We start from the raw sequence: 17,134 nt of genomic DNA, 5'->3' as shown, positions 1-17,134 counted from the left end.
TGCGGAGAAAAACCGACACTGGTCATTTCAGCGGCGCGGGAACGGAATAAAACCGGTTCTGCGGGCGGGGAAACGAAACGCGGCGCAGTATCTGCGGTGTGAAAACCGCCCGCTGCCGTTTCAGACGGCCCGGTGTCAATGCAGGCTGTGGTAGATTTTTTCGGCCAGTGTGCGGCTGATGCCTTCCACCTGTGCCAATTCTTCCACACCGGCGGCGGCCACGCCGCGCAGGCCGCCGAAACGGGCGAGCAGGGCTTGGCGGCGTTTGCTGCCGATGCCGGGAATGTCGTTCAGCGACGAGGTAACACGCGCTTTGTCGCGTTTTTTGCGGTGGCCGGTGATGGCGAAGCGGTGGGCTTCGTCGCGTACGGTTTGCAAAAGGTGCAGGGCGGGGCTGTGCGGCGGCAGGCGGAAGGTGCGGCCGGAAAAGGGCAGAATCAGCTCTTCCAGCCCGGCTTTGCGTTCCACGCCCTTGGCGATGCCGACCAGCGGAATGGTCAGCCCCAATTGCGCCCATACGTCCACGGCCACGCCGATTTGGCCTTTGCCGCCGTCGATTAAGACGGCATCGGGCCAGCGGACGGTTTCGCCGGCGGCTTGGGCTTCGGCCATTTTGCCGTAGCGGCGGGTGAGCACTTCGCGCATGGCGGCGTAGTCGTCGCCTGCTGTGATGCCGGTGATGTTGTAGCGGCGGTATTGCGGGGGCTGGATATTGTGTTCGTCGTACACCACGCAGGAAGCGACGGTGGCCTCGCCCTGTGTGTGGCTGATGTCGAAGCATTCGAGACGTTGCAGGCTGTCGGCTTCCATTTCCAGCACGCGCGCCAAGTCTTCGATGCGGTTTTGGCGGCTGTCATGTTGCAGGCGGTGTTGGGCGATGGCGAGTTTGGCGTTCTGTTCGGCCATTTTCAGCCATACCCTGCGTTCGCCGACGGTTTTGGCGACAAATTGGATCGGTTTGCCGTGTTCTTGGATTAAGGCCGTCTGAACGACTTCGGGCAGGGTGAAATTGCTGATAACGACATCGGGTTTGGCTTTGCCCAGATAGTGCTGCGCGACAAAGGCTTCGGCGTAATCCTGCCCGTCCGGTTCGGGGTCGTGGCGGGTGTCGGGGAAAAAACTTTTGTCGCCCACGTGCCGCCCGCCGCGGATGCTGACCCAATGGATACACACGCTGCCGCCTTCCACCGCCAAGGCCAGCAGGTCGATGTCGTTGGGCGTATTCGGATTTTTGCTGTCGATAAACTGCCGGCTCTGCACCAGACCCAGTGCCTGAATCTGGTCGCGGTAACGGGCGGCGGCTTCAAAATCGAGCGATTCGGCGGCCTGCTGCATTTTGCGGTGCAGGGTTTGGGTCAGTTCGCCGGTTTTACCGTTGAGAAAGGCGGCGGCTTCGCGCACGTCGGCCTGATAGTCCGCTTCGCTGATGTGGCCGGTGCAGGGGCCGGAGCAGCGGCGGATTTGGTAGAGCAGGCAGGCGCGGTCGCGGTTGGCGAAGACGCTGTCTTCGCAGGTGCGCAGGCGGAATACTTTCTGCAAAATCTGAATGCTGTCGCGCACGGCGCAGCCGTTGGGGTAGGGGCCGAAATATTGGTTCGGCTTTTTGAGCGGTCCGCGGTAATAGGCCATTTGCGGGAAAGTGTGGCCGCTGAGCATCAGATAGGGATAGGTTTTGTCGTCGCGGAACAGGATATTGTATTTGGGCGACAGGGCTTTGATGAAATTGTTTTCGAGAATCAGCGCTTCGGCTTCGGAACGGGTAACGGTGGTTTCCACCGAATGCACCTGTTTCACCATCAGCGTGATGCGCGGCGAGTGGTCGTTTTTTTGAAAATAGCTCGACACGCGCCGTTTCAGGTTCACGGCTTTGCCCACGTAAAGCACCTGCCCGTCTTTGCCCAGCATACGGTACACGCCGGGCAGGGTGGGCAGGTTTTTCAGGAAAACGGCAAGGTCGAAAGGTTCAGACACGGTTCAGGGCTTTTTCAGACGGCCTGAAACAGGCCGGGCATGATGAAAAAACACGATGATACCAGCTTGCCGCCGTGCGTGCATCGGGCGGTTTTGCCGGTTGGCGGTTTCTGTTAATATTTGCAAGGCTGGCCGTCTGAAACGGCTGTTTCCCGTTTTTGCGGGCGGTTTGCATTTGACGGAAACGGCCGCAGTGGCCTGTTTTTGCTTTGCGGATACCCGCTGTACCCGTTTCAGACGGCCTGCTGTATCGGAGCAGTCAGGAGAAACAGTCATGCAGAATGCTGCCGCAATGCGGCCGGAGTTTTGGCGCGGCATGAAAGAAGCCGTGCCGGTGATATTGGGCTTGGTGCCGTTTGCGCTGGTGTTGGGTGCATCGGGTGTCAAAAGCGGCATGGCGGTCTGGCAGGTGCCGCTGATGACGGGAACCAATTTTGCCGGCGGTTCGGAGTTTGCCGCCGTCAGTTTGTGGGGTAATCCGGTCAATATCGGTTTGGTGGTGCTGATGTCGGTACTGGTAAACAGCCGCCACTTGGTGATGAGTCTGGCGTTCAGCCCGCTGCTTGCAGGGGTGCCGCGCAAGCAGGCTCTGGCTGCGCTGTATTTTATGTGCGACGAGGCTTGGGCGATGGGGATTGCCGAGGCGCGCCGCCACCACAGGACGCAATTGAACCTGCCGTATTATTTCGGTGTGTCGTGCCATCTGTATCTGGCATGGGTGGTGTTTACGGCGGCGGGGGCGTTGTCGGGGCCGCTGCTCGGTGATTTGGACGCATACGGTTTCGATATGGCGTTTACGGCGGTGTTTCTGGTGCTGCTCAAAGGTATGTGGCGCGGTATCCTCCCTGCTATACCGTGGCTGGTGAGTTTGGCGGTGGCGGGAGGTATGTACCACGCCTTCGACGGGGCATGGTATGTGGCAGGCGGTGCAGTATCGGGGATGCTGGCCGCTTTCTGGTGTAGGGAAAAAGTATGACGGCCGCCTTGGTCACGATTGTGCTGATGGCGCTGACCACTTATCTGACCCGTGCGATACCGTATCTGCTGCTGGGGCGGCGGCAGTGGGGGCCGCGTATGCTGCGGGTGTTGGAAGCAGTGCCCGGGTGTGTGCTGGTTTCCGTGATCGCGCCGGTGCTGGTGTCGGGCAAGCCTGCCGATATGCTGGCTGCGGGCGTGACTGTACTGGCGGTGCTGCGTTTTCCGCTGTTGCCGACGGTGCTGATTGCTGTGGCATCGGCTGCGCTGTTCAGGCATTGGCTTTAAAGGTCTGGCGGGCAGGTCATACTGTGTGCGGTGTAGAGCAGTCAGTCGAAATTTAAACGGCGGCAAAGCGCGAAGCTGTGATACGCTTTGCCGTGCTGTCAAAACAAAAATACCCAAGGAAGGAGAACCCGATGACTTACCGAGCCCCGTTGAACGAACTGCGTTTTGCCCTGCGTGTGCACGGCAGGCTGGATCAGGTGCTGTCGCTGCCTGCTGCGGACGGCCTGGACAGTGATACGGCCGATGCCGTATTGGAAGAGGCTGCCCGTTTTGCCGAAGAAATGATTGCGCCCACCAACCGGACCGGCGATTTGCACGGTGCCCGTCTTTCAGACGGCCGGGTGCATACCCACCCCGATTTGGTACAAGCGTTCGACGAGTACCGTCAGGCGGGCTGGCCGGGTTTGCGCGCACCGGCCGAATACGGCGGCCAAGGTCTGCCTGCGGTGGTCGCGGCGGCCTGCGAAGAAATGTGGTGTGCGGGCAATCTGGCACTCTCGCTGCTGCCGATGCTGACTCTGGGGGCGGCCGAAGCCATTCTGAACCACGGTTCCGATGCACAAAAACAGCTTTATCTGCCGAAAATGAGTGCGGGTATTTGGAGCGGCACCATGAATCTGACCGAGCCGCAGGCCGGCAGCGATCTGGCACAGGTAGCGGCCAGAGCCGTACCGAAAGACAACGGTGCGTATGCGGTCAGCGGCCAGAAAATCTTTATTACCTGGGGCGATCACGAGCTGACCGAAAACATTGTCCATCTGGTGCTGGCGCGCCTGCCCGATGCGCCGCCGGGCGTGAAAGGCATTTCGCTGTTTATCGTGCCGAAATATCTGGTAAACGGCGACGGCAGTTTGGGTGCGCGAAACGGCGTGGCGGCGGTCGGACTGGAACACAAGCTGGGTATCCACGCCAGCCCCACCTGCGTGATGCAGTTCGACGAAGCCGAAGGCTATCTGGTCGGCGAAGCGGGCAAGGGGCTGGCCTATATGTTTACTATGATGAACCATGCCCGTCTGGGTGTGGGCATTGAAGGCCATGCGGTGGCCGAGCGTGCGTACCAAGCCGCGCTGGCTTATGCGCAAGAACGGGTGCAGAGCCGCAGTATCGGCGGCCAAAGTACCACGCCGGTAGCCATTATCCGCCACCCCGACGTGCGCCGTATGCTGCTGGTACAGAAAGCCACGCTGGCGGCACAGCGCGCGCTGTATATGCGTGCCGCCGCCGCGTTGGATCTGGCACACGGTGCGGCTGATGACGATGTGCGGCGTTCGGCGCAGGCCGAATTGAATTTCCTGATTCCGATTGTGAAAGCATGGTGTACCGACAACGGTACGCTGCTGACCAATCTGGCCGTGCAGGTATTCGGCGGCATGGGTTATATCGAGGAAACCGGTGTGGCGCAGTATGTGCGCGATGTGCGGATTACCGCCATTTACGAAGGAACCAACGGTATTCAGGCATTGGATCTGATCGGCCGCAAAACCGCTGCCGACGAAGGACGTGCCGCCCGTATGCTGTTAGACGACGGGCGCGGGGCTGCCGATGGGCTGCGCAAAGCCGGTGCGGCGGAGTTGGCCGACAGCCTGACTCAGGCCTTGGACGCGGCCGAAGCGTCGGTTGCACAGATTGTGCGCGCCATGGCCGCCGAACCGGAAGCGGCCGCTGCCGCCTCCCATGCCTATCTGCACCAAATGGCCTGTACATTGGGTGCGGTTGCACTGGCACGGGAATACGCGGCGGCCGAAGCGGAAACCTTCGGCGAAACCTTTGTGCGGGCGCGCCGTCAGATTACCGAGGGATATTTCGCTTATGTGCTGCCGCAAGTCCACACATATGCCGTCCAAGTCCTGCACGGCAGCGGGGCGGTATTGGCGGCGCCGGACGTGTGGGCGGTTTAGGCGGCCGCGCATTGACTTTCGAGGCCGTCTGAAAACGAGCGCAGCGAGTTTCTGCGGAGCTAAAACGAGCGCAGCGGGTTTCTGCGGAGCTAAAACGGGCAAGCAGAGTTCTGCATAAGCTAAAACGAATGAAACTGCTTTTGTCGGATACAGGTATCCGGCCTACATGGGGGCGAAGCGGGTTTCTGTGCAGCCAAAATCGGTGCGCGGCTTTTTGGGAAGCCGAAGCGGCCGCAGGATTGCTGCGTGGCTGTACCGTGTATCAGACGGCACCGGCAAGGAGTACGGCCTGTTTCCGTTATGGCGGGCTGTTTGCTGCGGAACAGGGGCGGCCTTTCCCGTTTTACCGGATTCAAGGAGAAAAATATGCCGCATCTGATGGTTGAGATCAGTGCCGGGCTGGCAGTTGATGAGACGAAACTCTTGGCGGATTTGGCGCAGGCACTGTATGACAGCGGCGAATTTGTGTTGAGCGATATTAAAAGCCGTCTATACCGTGCCGATGCTTCGCTGGTGGGTACCGGCGGGGGCAGTCAGGATTTTATCGCCGTCCGCCTGCTGTTGCTGGCGGGGCGGACGGATGCGGTCAAACAGGCATTGGCGCAAGCCGTTTTGGCGGTGTTGGGCGGACTGCCGTTTGATTGTAAGCCGCAATATTCGGTTGAAGTGGTTGAACTTTCCCCGCTGTACTGGAAAGCGTGAGCCGGCCGGAAGCGGCAGGGTACGAACGGATACCGTTAGAATCGGTTTGGGGCAGCCGGTGCGGGCTTTGGAACGGATTTTTTCCCGGCCGCACCACAGGCCGTCTGAAAACGGGTGTTGCCTGTTTTCAGACGGCCGTTTATTTGTAGGCCGGTTTTCGGGGCAGGCCTGCTGAAATCAGCGGCCGTCGGCAACGGCGGTGAGGCGGCCGTTTTCACTCAGGGTGGTCAGTTTCCGGGTCAGTATGCTGAGTATCAGGCCGTAGGCGGGCAGGAAAAACAGCGTGCAGATAAACAGTTTGAACAGATAATCGACAAAAGCGATCTGCGGCCAGTTTGCCGCCATAAACTCATCGCTGCCGGCATAGAATGCCACGGCGAAAAACAGCAGCGTGTCCACCGCGTTGCCCGCAAAAGTCGATGCCGTCGGCGCGATCCACCATGTACGCAGTTTGCGCAGACGGTCGAACACCCGAATATCCAGCAGCTGGCCGACGGCATAGGCAGTGAAACTGGCCAGCGCGATGCGGAAAACGAAAGCGTCGAATTCCGCCAATGCGCCCCAGCCCGCCCATGTGCCGCCGGAAAACAGGACGGAGAACGCGTAGGAAATCAGCAGGGCAGGCAGCATCACGCAGAAAATAATCCGCCGTGCCGGGCGGCGGCCGAAAATGCGGACGGTCAGGTCGGTGGCCAGAAAGATGAAGGGGAAGCTGATCGCGCCCCAAGTGGAATGTACTTGGCTGCCGCCGGGCAGGGAGACAGTAAACGGAAACTGCACCAGATAATTGCTCAATGCAATAATCAGAATGTGGAAAAAGGTAAGCCAAAACAGGGCTTTTTGCTGTTGTGCACGGGAAAAAGTGTAGGTGTTCATGAAGGTTCCTAGTTTTGTTGATGCGGGAGGATTGCGAACCTCAGGGTGGGTAGGCAGGCCGTCTGAAAAACGCAAGATGCGCCGTTTCAGACGGCCTGTGTGGCATATATTAGGGCAATTCGTAGCGCATCAGCCGTTCGCGCGCCATATTCTCAAACGGCGTGCCGGGGCGGCCGTAATTGGCAAACGGATGAATGGCGATGCCGCCGCGCGGTGTAAATTCGCCGGCCACTTCGATGTATTTCGGATTCATCAGGGCGATTAAGTCTTTCATAATGATATTGATGCAGTCTTCATGAAAATCGCCGTGGTTGCGGAAACTGAATAAATACAGTTTCAGCGATTTGCTTTCCACCATTTTTGCGTCGGGAATGTAACGGATAATAATATCGGCAAAATCGGGCTGGCCGGTAATCGGGCACAGGCTGGTGAATTCGGGGCAGATGAATTTGACGAAATAATCGTTGCCCGGGTGTTTGTTGTCGAACGCTTCCAGAATATCCGGCGCGTAATCGGAAGGATAGCGGGTACGGCTGTCGCCCAGCAGGCTGATGCCGCCCAGCTCGCAGGCTTGGCGTGTCATATCGGGGTTCCTAGTTTTTTAATGTGGGCGGATTTGCGAACCACAGGGGCGGGCATTATACGGTTGTGCCGCGTTTTTGTCAGCCGTTTCCTGTTTTGCCTTTTACCGCATAACAGGCGGTTTTCAGGCGGCTTGACAGTTGGGTTGCGGCCGTCTGAAAAAGCAGCGGCGGCGGTTGTACGGAAAAAATATTTTTAAAGGGAAACGCGGTAGCAAATGCCAAAGAACGGCATTTTGGTGCTATATCGTTTTTATTTTGTGCGGGTATTTGTTAAAAAATGTTTTCGCTGGTTTGGGCTTGGCGGAAATTAGAGTAAGAAATCTGATTAAATTTAGCGGTTTGGTCTTGGCAGAAGATGAAAATAAAGGTAAATTCATTCCGCGCTTCGCTGCTGTCCACCGGCTGCACGGTGCCGGCATCAGCAGCAGAGTGATCCAAAAATCAAGCGAGAACAAAGGAGCTCTCTTATGGCTAATTATCAGGAAGAAATCCGCACAGCGGGCGAAATCAAACAGCAGGCAGGCGGCGGCTGGCACGCCATCACGCCGGAATACGTTGCCCGTATGCGGCTGCAAAACCGTTTCAAAACCGGTTTGGACATCGCAAAATATACCGCCGCCATCATGCGCCGCGATATGGCGGAATACGATGCCGATCCCGCAAACTACACCCAATCGCTCGGCTGCTGGCACGGTTTCGTCGGCCAGCAAAAACTGATTGCCATCAAAAAACACCACAAAACGCCCAATAAGCGTTATCTCTATCTCTCCGGCTGGATGGTGGCCGGTATGCGTTCCGAGTTCGGCCCGCTGCCGGATCAATCCATGCACGAAAAAACCAGTGTACCCAAGCTGATTGAAGAGTTGTACACCTTCCTGAAACAGGCCGACGCACGCGAACTTGACCTGCTGTTCACCGCACTCGATGCTGCCCGCGCGTCGGGCGACACAGCCAAAGAGCAGGAAATCCAAAACCAGATCGACAATTTCGAAACCCACGTTGTACCGATTATTGCCGACATCGATGCCGGTTTCGGCAATGCCGAAGCCACTTATCTTTTGGCCAAAAAAATGATCGAGGCGGGTGCCTGCTGTATCCAAATCGAAAACCAGGTTTCCGACGAAAAACAATGTGGCCACCAAGACGGTAAAGTAACCGTTCCGCACGTCGATTTTCTGGCAAAAATCAACGCTGTGCGCTACGCATTCTTGGAATTGGGCGTGGACGACGGCGTGATTGTCGCCCGCACCGATTCTCTGGGCGCGGGTTTGACCAAGCAAATCGCTTATTCTCAGGAGCCGGGCGATTTGGGCGACCAATACAACAGTTTTCTGGACGGTGAGGAAATTACCGACCTGAGCCAAATCAAACCGGGCGATGTCATTGTCAATACCAACGGCAAAACCATCAAACCCGTTCGCCTGCCGAGCAATCTGTTCCAATTCCGCAAAGGAACCGGTATCGACCGCGTGGTGCTCGACTGCATCACCTCGCTGCAAAACGGTGCCGACCTGTTGTGGATTGAAACCGAAAAACCGCACATCGGCCAGATTAAAGAAATGGTGGACAAAATCCGCGAAACCATTCCGAACGCCAAGCTGGTGTACAACAACAGCCCCTCGTTCAACTGGACGTTGAACTTCCGCCAACAAGTGTTCGACGCATGGCAGGAAGCGGGCAAAGACGTATCCGCCTACGACCGTACCAAGCTGATGAGCGCGGATTACGACGACACCGATTTGGCCAAGGAAGCCGACGAGCGTATCCGTACTTTCCAAAAAGATGCGTCAGCCCAAGCCGGTATCTTCCATCATCTGATCACCCTGCCGACCTATCATACCGCCGCACTTTCAACCGACAATCTGGCCAAAGGCTATTTTGCCGACCAAGGTATGCTGGCGTATGTGAAAGGTGTCCAGCGCGAAGAAATCCGTCAAGGTATCGCCACTGTGAAACACCAAAACATGGCCGGTTCCGACATCGGCGACAACCATAAAGAATACTTTGCCGGAGAAGCCGCACTCAAAGCGGGCGGCAAAGACAACACCATGAATCAATTCCACTGATCCGGTGTGTTTCAGACGGCCTCAGGTATGCCGGAGGCCGTCTGAAACAAGACTTATCCGGACAGGTTGATTTTGTGGGCATTTGTCGCTTTTAAAGAAATTTCTGATTGAAAAGATTCGGGCAGCCTGTATGGGGCTGCCTTTTTCTTGCAAAGGGCGGGCAACCTTGTATAATACACCGCTTGCGCAAAATCGTGCGGACGTGGCGGAATTGGTAGACGCACTGGATTTAGGTTCCAGCGCCGCGAGGTGTGAGAGTTCGAGTCTCTCCGTCCGCACCACACTCAAAAAACAACAGCCTTTCGGGGCTGTTTTTTGTTTGTCCAATACCGTCCGACGGCATCTAATGCAATAAGATAAATTATTAAAAATAAAATATTTATTTCTAGTTTCCGGTTCCTTTTTTCTGTTATTCCGCCTGCTTGGCTGTCTAATCCCGTATAACGCCGTTTAATTGAATAGGCTGAAAATTGGGGGTATATTTGGGGGTATTTTCTGATTTAATAAAAAACACCAACTATTAAAATCAATAATTTAAGTCTATAATTCGAGTCTCTTCGCCCACCCAACCCCTTTCAGGGGTTATTTTTTTGTCTAATGCAATCTAACGCAATCAACCAATCCCAATATTGGTAAGGCTTTCGGGCTGATTTGGTTTTTTGAACCGCCTGATGCCGTCCGATGCCGTTTAATTGAATTGCCCGAAATATGGGGGTATAGTTCGAATTTTTCTGAAAATGTCTGAAAAAAATCCCCCTCTCTCAATGCTGCAAACGACTGTCGGATCAGGAATGCCAAGCAGTCCGTCAAGCCTATAAGCTGGCAGACGGCGGGGGTTTGTTTTGGCTGGTTATGCCGTCTGGATGGAGGTTTTGTCGGCTGAAATATTGGATCAACGGCAAAGAAAAGGCGCTGTATATCGGCAGGTATCCCGCTGTTACGTTGGTAGCAGTGGGAGCGGAAAATGCGCCGCTTGCTGGCGGAAAGCCGATTCTCTGTCGCCGATAAGCAGGCGCAGCGGGCGGCTGAATATGTTTGAGGCGGTTCCGCCGTTGGTTCGGCAATAATTTGGTAGCGCCGGAAAGCCGATCATGCTGCACGAATGGTGAATTATCTTGGCAAAGGCGTTTCCCTGCATATCGTCGGTTGGTGATATCGGAGTTGCCGACATCAAACTGCCGGAACAGGTAGCTGCGGGGTTTGCCGCTGTCTTGCGATGGTGGGATTGACTGTCTGCGTACGGGCAATATGGCGGGTATGATGTTTAAAGGAATTGACGGTAGTGTTGGACGATTATGTGAAAATGCAGGGTTTGCGGCTGCCGCGTGATGAGGTGCGGGTGGCGCAGTTGGCGGCAGAAGCTGTGATGGCGGGCGGGCAGTCGGCTGTGGAGTACGGTGTACTGTGGCATATGCAGGAAGATTGGCGGTTGGCCGATTATATTGAGCAGGACGACACGCGCGGGACAGCGTTAAAGCAGGTGTTTATGGCCTTGGATTCGGCATGGACACGTGATGAACGGGCGGTGTCGGCGGTAGTGTATGTTTATACGGCTGATGATGTGCTGGTGCGGGTGGCGCAGCAGGGTAAGGTGGGTGTGCAGCGGCTGACGGTTGATGCGGCTTCCGTTGAATGCTCGCTGGCGGCGCGCGCGGCGCAGACGGGGTGGTTGAGTGTGGCCGATGATGTGGCGGCCTGGCTGGCATCGGGCAGTTTGGGCGGTATGCACCATAGCGGCGCGCAATTGGCGGCACCGGTGTGTTCGGAAAGCGGTGCGGTGTTCGGCGTACTATATGTGGAGGCGGCGCAGGCGGGGGCATTTGATGAAACGGCACAGGCGGCATGGGTGGGGCTGGCGGTAGCCTTGGCTGCGCCTTTGATGCTGTTGTCCGACCGTACGGATGGTGGAGCCGATGATGAGTAAACTGACTTATCGGGCGGCCTGCCGTCTGCCGACCGAATGGGGCGTGTTTCAAATGTACGGTTTTGAGGAAACCGGAGGGAGAGAGCATATTGCGCTGGTGATGGGGCAGGTGGACGACGGCGAGCCGGTGTTGGCGCGGGTGCATTCTGAGTGTCTGACCGGTGATGCGCTGTTTTCGCAAAAGTGCGATTGCGGTCCGCAGCTTCAAGCGGCGATGCAGGCAGTTCAGCAGGCAGGGCGAGGTGTAGTGGTGTATCTGCGCCAAGAGGGGCGGGGTATCGGCTTGATTAATAAAATCCGTGCGTATCAATTGCAGGATCAGGGATTGGATACGGTGGAAGCCAATGTTGCACTGGGTTTGCCGGTGGATGCACGCGATTTCCGGCTGGCACAGGAAATATTCGCCTATTTGGGTGTCCAAAGCGTGCGCTTATTGACCAACAATCCCGATAAGGTGGCGGTGTTGCAGGCAGCAGGCATCAATGTGGCGGAACGAGTGCCGTTACAGGTGGGCGAACATGCGGAAAACGCACGTTATCTGCATACGAAAGCGGAAAAATTGGGGCATCTGCTGCACGGCAGTGAAAAGAAATAATTTTGTCGAACAAGGGTTTCCTTTCGGCAGCCGTTTTTTTGCTTGCGGTGTGGCGTTAAATTTGGTTTAATCACGTTTTCGCTTTTCAGCAAACGGGTGATTAGCTCAGTTGGTAGAGCGTCTGCCTTACAAGCAGAATGTCGGCGGTTCGACTCCGTCATCACCCACCAAGTTTCCTTTGCCGCATTGAAACGGCAATGCGCGGCGGTAGCTCAGTTGGTTAGAGTATCGGCCTGTCACGCCGAGGGTCGCGGGTTCGAGCCCCGTCCGCCGCGCCAAGATAAAAACAGCAGCCTGACGGCTGCTGTTTTTGCGTGCGTATCCGATAGGCGGTATGCCGTCCTTAAGGCCGTCTGAACGGGGGTTTTGGTTTTTCAGACGGCCTGCCGAATGTTGATGTAAAGCATTTTTTGCCATGTGAATCGGGAGTACAATCCGCACCATGAACCATCCGCTTTCCTGTTTCCACTGCGGGCTGCCCGTGCCTGAAAATCTTGATCTGCCCATCGAATATGAGGGGCGGAGCGAGCCTGCCTGCTGTGCGGGCTGTCAGGCGGTGGCGCAGAGTATTATCCATGCGGGTTTGGGGCATTATTACCGTCAGCGTACGGCCGATGCCGAACGGGCGGCGCTGCCGTCGCAGGAAATGCTCAATCAGATCCGGCTGTATGATTTGCCCGAGGTGCAGGCCGATTTTGTCGAAACGCATCCCGATGATGTGCGTGAAGCGGTTTTGATGCTGGGCGGCATTACCTGTGCGGCTTGTGTGTGGCTGATCGAGCAGCGGCTGATGCGTTTGCCGGGGGTGTTGTCGGCGGATTTGAATTACAGTTCGCAGCGCGCACGCGTGCGTTGGGACGAAACGCGGGTGCGCCTGTCGGATATTTTGCTGACCATTCATCAAACCGGTTATACGGCCGCGCCGTATGATGCGCAGAAAGTCGAAGTTCAGGCGCAAAAGGCGCGCAAACAGTCGTTGTTCAGGCTGGCGGTGGCGGGGCTGTCGATGATGCAGACCATGATGTTTGCGGTGCCGACTTATCTGTATGACAACATCGAACCGCTTTATCTGAATATTCTGCATTGGGCGACGTTTATTCTGGTGCTGCCGGTCATTTTTTATGCCGCGCAGCCGTTTTATCGCGGGTTTTGGCGCGATGTGCAAAACCGCCGTGCCGGTATGGATACGCCGATTGCATTGGCGGTTGCGCTGACTTTCGGGGCGGGGGTTTATGCCCTGCTGAGCGGTGCGGGGCAGGGGATGTATTTTGAAGGGCTGGCGATGCTGGTGTTCCTGCTGCTTTTGGGGCGTTATGCGGAACAGAATGCGCGCTACAAGGCCGGAGACGCGGCCGAGCGGTTGGTCAGGCTGGTGCCGGCGTTCTGTCATCAGTTGGCAGGCTATCCCGATGAAACGGTTACCGAGGCGGCCGTTGTCCGTTTGAAAGCGGGCGATGTGGTATTGGTGAAGCCGGGCGAAGTCGTGCCGGTGGACGGTGTGGTTTTGTCGGGCGAAGGGGCGGTGGACGAAGCCATGCTCACCGGCGAAAACCTGCCGGTGGTCAAGAGGTCGGGCGATCGGGTAACGGCCGGTACGCTCAACAGCGAAAGCCCGCTGGTGGTGCGTGCCGAAGAAGTGGGCGGCGGGACGCGGCTGGCGCATATTGTGCGGCTGCTGGACAAAGCCCTGTCGCAGAAACCGCGTCTGGCAGTATTGGCCGACCGTTATGCTTCGTCTTTTGTCGGCAGCATGATTGTTTTTGCCGTGCCGGTGTTTTTGGGCTGGTGGTGGTACAGCGATGTTTATCAGGCTTTGTGGGTAACGGTGTCGCTGTTAGTGATTACCTGTCCGTGCGCCCTGTCGCTGGCCACACCCACCGCGCTGGCCGCATCCACGGGCAGGCTGGCGGGGCAGGGGGTGCTGGTATCGGGTGCGCAGGCACTCGAAACGCTGGCGGCGGCCACCGATGTCGTGTTCGATAAAACCGGCACGCTGACACAGGGGCGGCTCCGAGTTTCCAAAGTGTTGGCCGCAGCAGGCTTCGACAAAGGGACGGCCGTGCGGCTGGCGCAGGTGCTTGAAGCACAGTCGGAACACCCGATTGCCCGTGCCGTCTGCCGGATGCCGTCTGAAAAAACACCGTTTTCAGACGGCATGGAAATCGCTGTTTCCGGGCGGACGAACCGCGTGGGTTACGGCGTGGCCGCTGATGTGCGTCTCAACGGCGAAACGGCGGTTTGGCGCATCGGGCGGCCGGAATTTGTGGCCGAAATTGCCGGAGTGCTGCCCGATGACTGGCAGCGGCCGACGCACAACGGGACGCTGGTGGCTTTGGGCAGCACGGCCGGTTTTGCCGCGCTGTTTCTGCTGGATGACCCGATGAAGGACGACAGCGCGGCCATGCTTGCGGCACTCAGAGCACAGGGTTTGCGCCCGCATATTTTGAGTGGCGACCGTACGGCGGCGGTAGCGGCGGCGGCGGGGGTGTTGGGTGTGGACGATTACCGTGCCCAAGCCTCGCCGGAAGACAAGCTGGCCTATGTGGCGGATTTGCAGCGGCAGGGCAGGAAAGTGCTGATGGTGGGCGACGGCATCAATGACGCTCCGGTGCTGGCAGCGGCCGATGTTTCGGTGGCGGTGGCCGGCGGTGCCGATGTGGCGCGCGAAGGTGCCGATGTGCTGATGCTGAACGATGAAATGGGCATACTGGCCGAAACGGTGGCGCAGGCCAAGCGTACGGCTGCCGTAATCCGGCAGAACCTGATTTGGGCCACGGTATACAATCTGCTGGCCGTACCGTTGGCGGCTGCGGGGTGGGTAACGCCGTGGGTGGCGGCTTTGGGCATGAGTACCAGCTCGCTGGTGGTGGTGCTCAATGCGCTGCGTTTGCGCCGTTGAGGGAGAAAAATGGAACAGACTTGGTTTTATTGGGCGTTGGCTTCTGCATTTTTTGCCGCGCTGACGGCGGTGCTGGCCAAAGCGGGCTTGCAGGGCATTGATTCGGATTTTGCCACTTTTATCCGCACGCTGGTGATTGTGGGCGCGCTGGCGGCATTTTTGAGCTATACCGGCAAATGGCAGGGTGTGGCCGGTTTCAGTGCGAAAAACTGGACGTTTCTGATTTTGTCGGGCTTGGCGACGGGCGCATCGTGGCTGGCCTATTTCAAGGCTTTGCAGATGGGCGAGGCATCGAAAGTGGCACCGGTGGACAAATTCAGTATTGTGCTGGTGGTGCTGATGTCGGTGGTGTTTCTCAAAGAGCGGCCGGGTGCGCAGGAATGGCTGGGCATCGTGCTGATCGGCGGCGGCGTACTGGTTTTGGCCTTGAAACGCTAGCAATCGGAATAGAAAGGCCGTCTGAAAAATGCTGTTTGATGCATTTTCAGACGGCCTTTCTGTTGGTTTTGTTTCATTCTTAACAATTAAATGGCTTGCGTGAACAATTTTTCACATATATATTGCGTCTGTTACCGGGCAGAAGCGGCTTTTGTCGGGACGGAATCAAGAATAATCGAAAATTAAATTAAGGAGTCGAGTATGGAAAAACCACTGTTTAAATTGACCGCGCTGGCTGCGCTGACCCTGAGTTTGGCGGCCTGCGGCGGCAAAAAAGAAGAAAGTGCGGGGGGGGGGGCTGCTTCCGGCAGTAATGCGACGCTGGTGTACTGCTCCGAGGGCAGCCCGAGCGGCTTCGACCCCGGCCAGTTTACCGACGGTGCCACCTTTGATGCTTCCGCGCATACGCTGTACAACGGTCTGGTACAGTTCAAAATCGGCACCACCGATGTCGAACCTGCCCTGGCCGAGAGCTGGGACGTATCCGAAGACGGCAAAACCTACACCTTCAAACTGCGTCAGGGCGTGAAATTCCATACTACCGACTACTTTACCCCGAGCCGCGATTTCAATGCCGATGATGTGGTGTTTACCTTGCAGCGTATGCTGAACCAGAAGCACCCGTACAACACCGCGTATCCGGCCGAGTTCCCCTATGCGGCCGATATGGGCATGGTGGAAGATGTCGCTTCGGTTGAAAAAGTGGACGACAACACCGTCAAAATCACGCTGAACAAAGTCAATGCACCCTTCCTGCAAAATCTGGCGATGCCGTTTGCCTATATCCTGTCGGCCGAATATGCCGACAAGCTGGCAGCGGCGGGCAAACATGCCGACATCAACACCCAGCCTGTCGGTACCGGCCCGTTTGTCTTGAAGTCGTATCAGAAAGACCAGCAGATCCGTTATGTGAAAAATCCGGACTACTGGAACAAAGACAATGTCAAACTCGACAACCTGATTTTCTCGATTACCAAAGATTCCGGCGTACGCGCGCAGAAAGTGGAAGCGGGCGAGTGCAGCCTGTCGCGCTACAACAAAGTAGCCGAAGTGGAAGCGGCGAAAAAATCGGGTAAAGTCAATGTCGAGTCTCGCGAGGGCTACAACACCGGCTATTTGAGCCTGAACAGCCGCGAAGGCCGCATCGCCTCTGATGTACGCGTACGCGAAGCTCTGGATCTGGCCATCGATAAAGACGCGATTATCAATGCGGTATTTGCCGGTGCGGGCAAACGCGCCGCCGGCCTGCTGCCGCCGAGCCAGTGGGGCGTGGATACCAACCTGAAACCGTCGGCATACGATCCCGAGCGCGCCAAAGCCCTGCTGAAAGAGGCGGGCAAGGAAAATGCGGCCATCGAGCTGTGGTATATGCCGGTTCAGCGTCCGTACAACCCGAACGCCAAGCTGATGGCCGAAATGATTCAGGCCGACTGGGCGAAAGTGGGGCTGAACACCAAGCTGGTTACTTACGAATGGGGCGAATACCTCAGCCGGGGTAAAAAAGGCGAAGCCGATACCATGCTGATCGGCTGGACGGGCGACAACGGCGATCCGGACAACTGGTTCGGCAACCTGCTCAGCTGCGGCGCGGTGGGCGGATCCAACTACGGCGGTTTCTGCGACAAAGAGTTCGACAAGACCGTTCTCGATGCCCGTTCGACCACCGATAAAGACGAGCGTACCGCGCTGTATCTGAACGCACAGGCCCAGCTTGTCCAGAAGAAACCGGCCGTTTACATCGCCCACTCCGTAACCGACGCACTGTTGGCGAAAAACGTCAAAGGTTATGTGCTCGAACCTTTGGGCAGCACCCGTTTTGAAGGTGTCAGCGTAGAATAATACGCCGTCCGAACACCGATTTGCCTTTGCGGGCAAACCGGTGTTTTCGCGTTTTCAGACGGCATGGCAAGGCCGTCTG

At 57.0% G+C, this 17,134-nt stretch carries 14 protein-coding genes and 3 tRNA genes; 14 read left to right on the top strand and 3 right to left on the bottom strand.

Translation table 11 applies throughout. From position 1 onward, the window contains the following. Positions 1-135 precede the first annotated feature (135 nt). Positions 136-1,971: an excinuclease ABC subunit UvrC gene (uvrC, locus tag ORY85_RS05595; protein WP_274572038.1), complete on the bottom strand. Its 1,836-nt coding sequence runs from the start codon at positions 1,969-1,971 to the stop codon at positions 136-138. A 274-nt stretch (positions 1,972-2,245) separates the two neighbouring features. Between uvrC and ORY85_RS05590 the strand changes: the two genes are divergently transcribed. The 4 genes from ORY85_RS05590 (at position 2,246) to ORY85_RS05575 (ending at position 5,834) form a co-directional block, all read left to right on the top strand. After that, positions 2,246-2,947, top strand: coding sequence for an AzlC family ABC transporter permease (locus tag ORY85_RS05590; RefSeq protein WP_274572037.1), 702 nt, complete (start codon positions 2,246-2,248; stop codon positions 2,945-2,947). Beyond that, complete coding sequence (locus ORY85_RS05585; protein ID WP_274572036.1) at positions 2,944-3,234, top strand: AzlD family protein; 291 nt, start codon at positions 2,944-2,946, stop codon at positions 3,232-3,234. Before ORY85_RS05590 ends, ORY85_RS05585 begins: the two co-directional genes overlap by 4 nt. 131 nt (positions 3,235-3,365) lie before the next feature. Beyond that, positions 3,366-5,132, top strand: a complete 1,767-nt coding sequence (locus ORY85_RS05580) for an acyl-CoA dehydrogenase family protein (RefSeq protein WP_274572035.1) — start codon at positions 3,366-3,368, stop codon at positions 5,130-5,132. Positions 5,133-5,498: 366 nt separating this feature from the next. Then, complete coding sequence (locus ORY85_RS05575; protein WP_274572034.1) at positions 5,499-5,834, top strand: 5-carboxymethyl-2-hydroxymuconate Delta-isomerase; 336 nt, start codon at positions 5,499-5,501, stop codon at positions 5,832-5,834. A 177-nt stretch (positions 5,835-6,011) separates the two neighbouring features. Here the strand turns inward: ORY85_RS05575 and ORY85_RS05570 are convergent, their stop codons facing one another. Further along, entirely contained in the window at positions 6,012-6,710 is a 699-nt protein-coding gene (locus tag ORY85_RS05570; protein ID WP_274572032.1) for a 7-cyano-7-deazaguanine/7-aminomethyl-7-deazaguanine transporter, read from the bottom strand. A 109-nt stretch (positions 6,711-6,819) separates the two neighbouring features. Continuing rightward, complete coding sequence (gene queF, locus ORY85_RS05565; protein WP_274572031.1) at positions 6,820-7,293, bottom strand: preQ(1) synthase; 474 nt, start codon at positions 7,291-7,293, stop codon at positions 6,820-6,822. A 468-nt stretch (positions 7,294-7,761) separates the two neighbouring features. Here queF and ORY85_RS05560 point away from each other — a divergent pair, with 468 nt between their 5' ends. The 10 genes from ORY85_RS05560 (at position 7,762) to ORY85_RS05515 (ending at position 17,055) form a co-directional block, all read left to right on the top strand. Continuing rightward, entirely contained in the window at positions 7,762-9,360 is a 1,599-nt protein-coding gene (locus ORY85_RS05560) for an isocitrate lyase (RefSeq protein WP_274572030.1), read from the top strand. 196 nt (positions 9,361-9,556) lie between these two features. After that, positions 9,557-9,641: transfer RNA gene (locus ORY85_RS05555), tRNA-Leu, on the top strand. A gap of 556 nt (positions 9,642-10,197) precedes the next feature. Continuing rightward, entirely contained in the window at positions 10,198-10,368 is a 171-nt protein-coding gene (locus ORY85_RS05550) for an Arm DNA-binding domain-containing protein (protein ID WP_338577762.1), read from the top strand. A 274-nt stretch (positions 10,369-10,642) separates the two neighbouring features. Further along, on the top strand, positions 10,643-11,284 hold the full coding sequence (locus ORY85_RS05545) for a hypothetical protein (RefSeq protein WP_274572135.1): 642 nt from the start codon (positions 10,643-10,645) through the stop codon (positions 11,282-11,284). Then, positions 11,277-11,879 (top strand): GTP cyclohydrolase II, encoded by a 603-nt coding sequence (ribA, locus tag ORY85_RS05540; protein WP_405030349.1) that lies wholly within the window; start codon positions 11,277-11,279, stop codon positions 11,877-11,879. The genes ORY85_RS05545 and ribA overlap by 8 nt, the downstream gene beginning before the upstream one ends. A 94-nt stretch (positions 11,880-11,973) precedes the next feature. Then, positions 11,974-12,049 (top strand) — tRNA-Val (locus tag ORY85_RS05535). A gap of 31 nt (positions 12,050-12,080) precedes the next feature. Then, positions 12,081-12,157: transfer RNA gene (locus ORY85_RS05530), tRNA-Asp, on the top strand. 164 nt (positions 12,158-12,321) lie between these two features. Beyond that, a complete protein-coding gene (locus ORY85_RS05525) occupies positions 12,322-14,778 on the top strand; it encodes a heavy metal translocating P-type ATPase (protein WP_274572027.1) in 2,457 nt (818 codons plus the stop codon). A 9-nt stretch (positions 14,779-14,787) separates the two neighbouring features. Further along, on the top strand, positions 14,788-15,216 hold the full coding sequence (locus ORY85_RS05520) for an EamA family transporter (protein ID WP_274572026.1): 429 nt from the start codon (positions 14,788-14,790) through the stop codon (positions 15,214-15,216). Positions 15,217-15,417: 201 nt separating this feature from the next. Continuing rightward, positions 15,418-17,055 (top strand): ABC transporter substrate-binding protein, encoded by a 1,638-nt coding sequence (locus ORY85_RS05515; protein WP_274572024.1) that lies wholly within the window; start codon positions 15,418-15,420, stop codon positions 17,053-17,055. Positions 17,056-17,134 lie beyond the last annotated feature (79 nt).

Origin of the sequence: Neisseria leonii (assembly GCF_028776105.2) — a bacterium.
Classification (GTDB): Bacteria; Pseudomonadota; Gammaproteobacteria; order Burkholderiales; family Neisseriaceae; genus Neisseria; species Neisseria leonii.
Note: the sequence above shows the minus strand (reverse complement) of the source record. Positions and strands in the feature narration are given on the sequence as shown.

Bases quoted from the DNA above. Each gene is read 5' to 3' on its own strand.
- ORY85_RS05525 (WP_274572027.1), top strand. From the start codon at position 12,322: ATGAACCATCCGCTTTCCTGTTTCCACTGCGGGCTGCCCGTGCCTGAA.
- ORY85_RS05570 (WP_274572032.1), bottom strand. From the start codon at position 6,710: ATGAACACCTACACTTTTTCCCGTGCACAACAGCAAAAAGCCCTGTTT.
- ORY85_RS05520 (WP_274572026.1), top strand. From the start codon at position 14,788: ATGGAACAGACTTGGTTTTATTGGGCGTTGGCTTCTGCATTTTTTGCC.
- ORY85_RS05560 (WP_274572030.1), top strand. From the start codon at position 7,762: ATGGCTAATTATCAGGAAGAAATCCGCACAGCGGGCGAAATCAAACAG.
- ORY85_RS05575 (WP_274572034.1), top strand. From the start codon at position 5,499: ATGCCGCATCTGATGGTTGAGATCAGTGCCGGGCTGGCAGTTGATGAG.
- ORY85_RS05515 (WP_274572024.1), top strand. From the start codon at position 15,418: ATGGAAAAACCACTGTTTAAATTGACCGCGCTGGCTGCGCTGACCCTG.
- ribA (WP_405030349.1), top strand. From the start codon at position 11,277: ATGAGTAAACTGACTTATCGGGCGGCCTGCCGTCTGCCGACCGAATGG.
- ORY85_RS05585 (WP_274572036.1), top strand. From the start codon at position 2,944: ATGACGGCCGCCTTGGTCACGATTGTGCTGATGGCGCTGACCACTTAT.
- ORY85_RS05590 (WP_274572037.1), top strand. From the start codon at position 2,246: ATGCAGAATGCTGCCGCAATGCGGCCGGAGTTTTGGCGCGGCATGAAA.
- queF (WP_274572031.1), bottom strand. From the start codon at position 7,293: ATGACACGCCAAGCCTGCGAGCTGGGCGGCATCAGCCTGCTGGGCGAC.
- ORY85_RS05580 (WP_274572035.1), top strand. From the start codon at position 3,366: ATGACTTACCGAGCCCCGTTGAACGAACTGCGTTTTGCCCTGCGTGTG.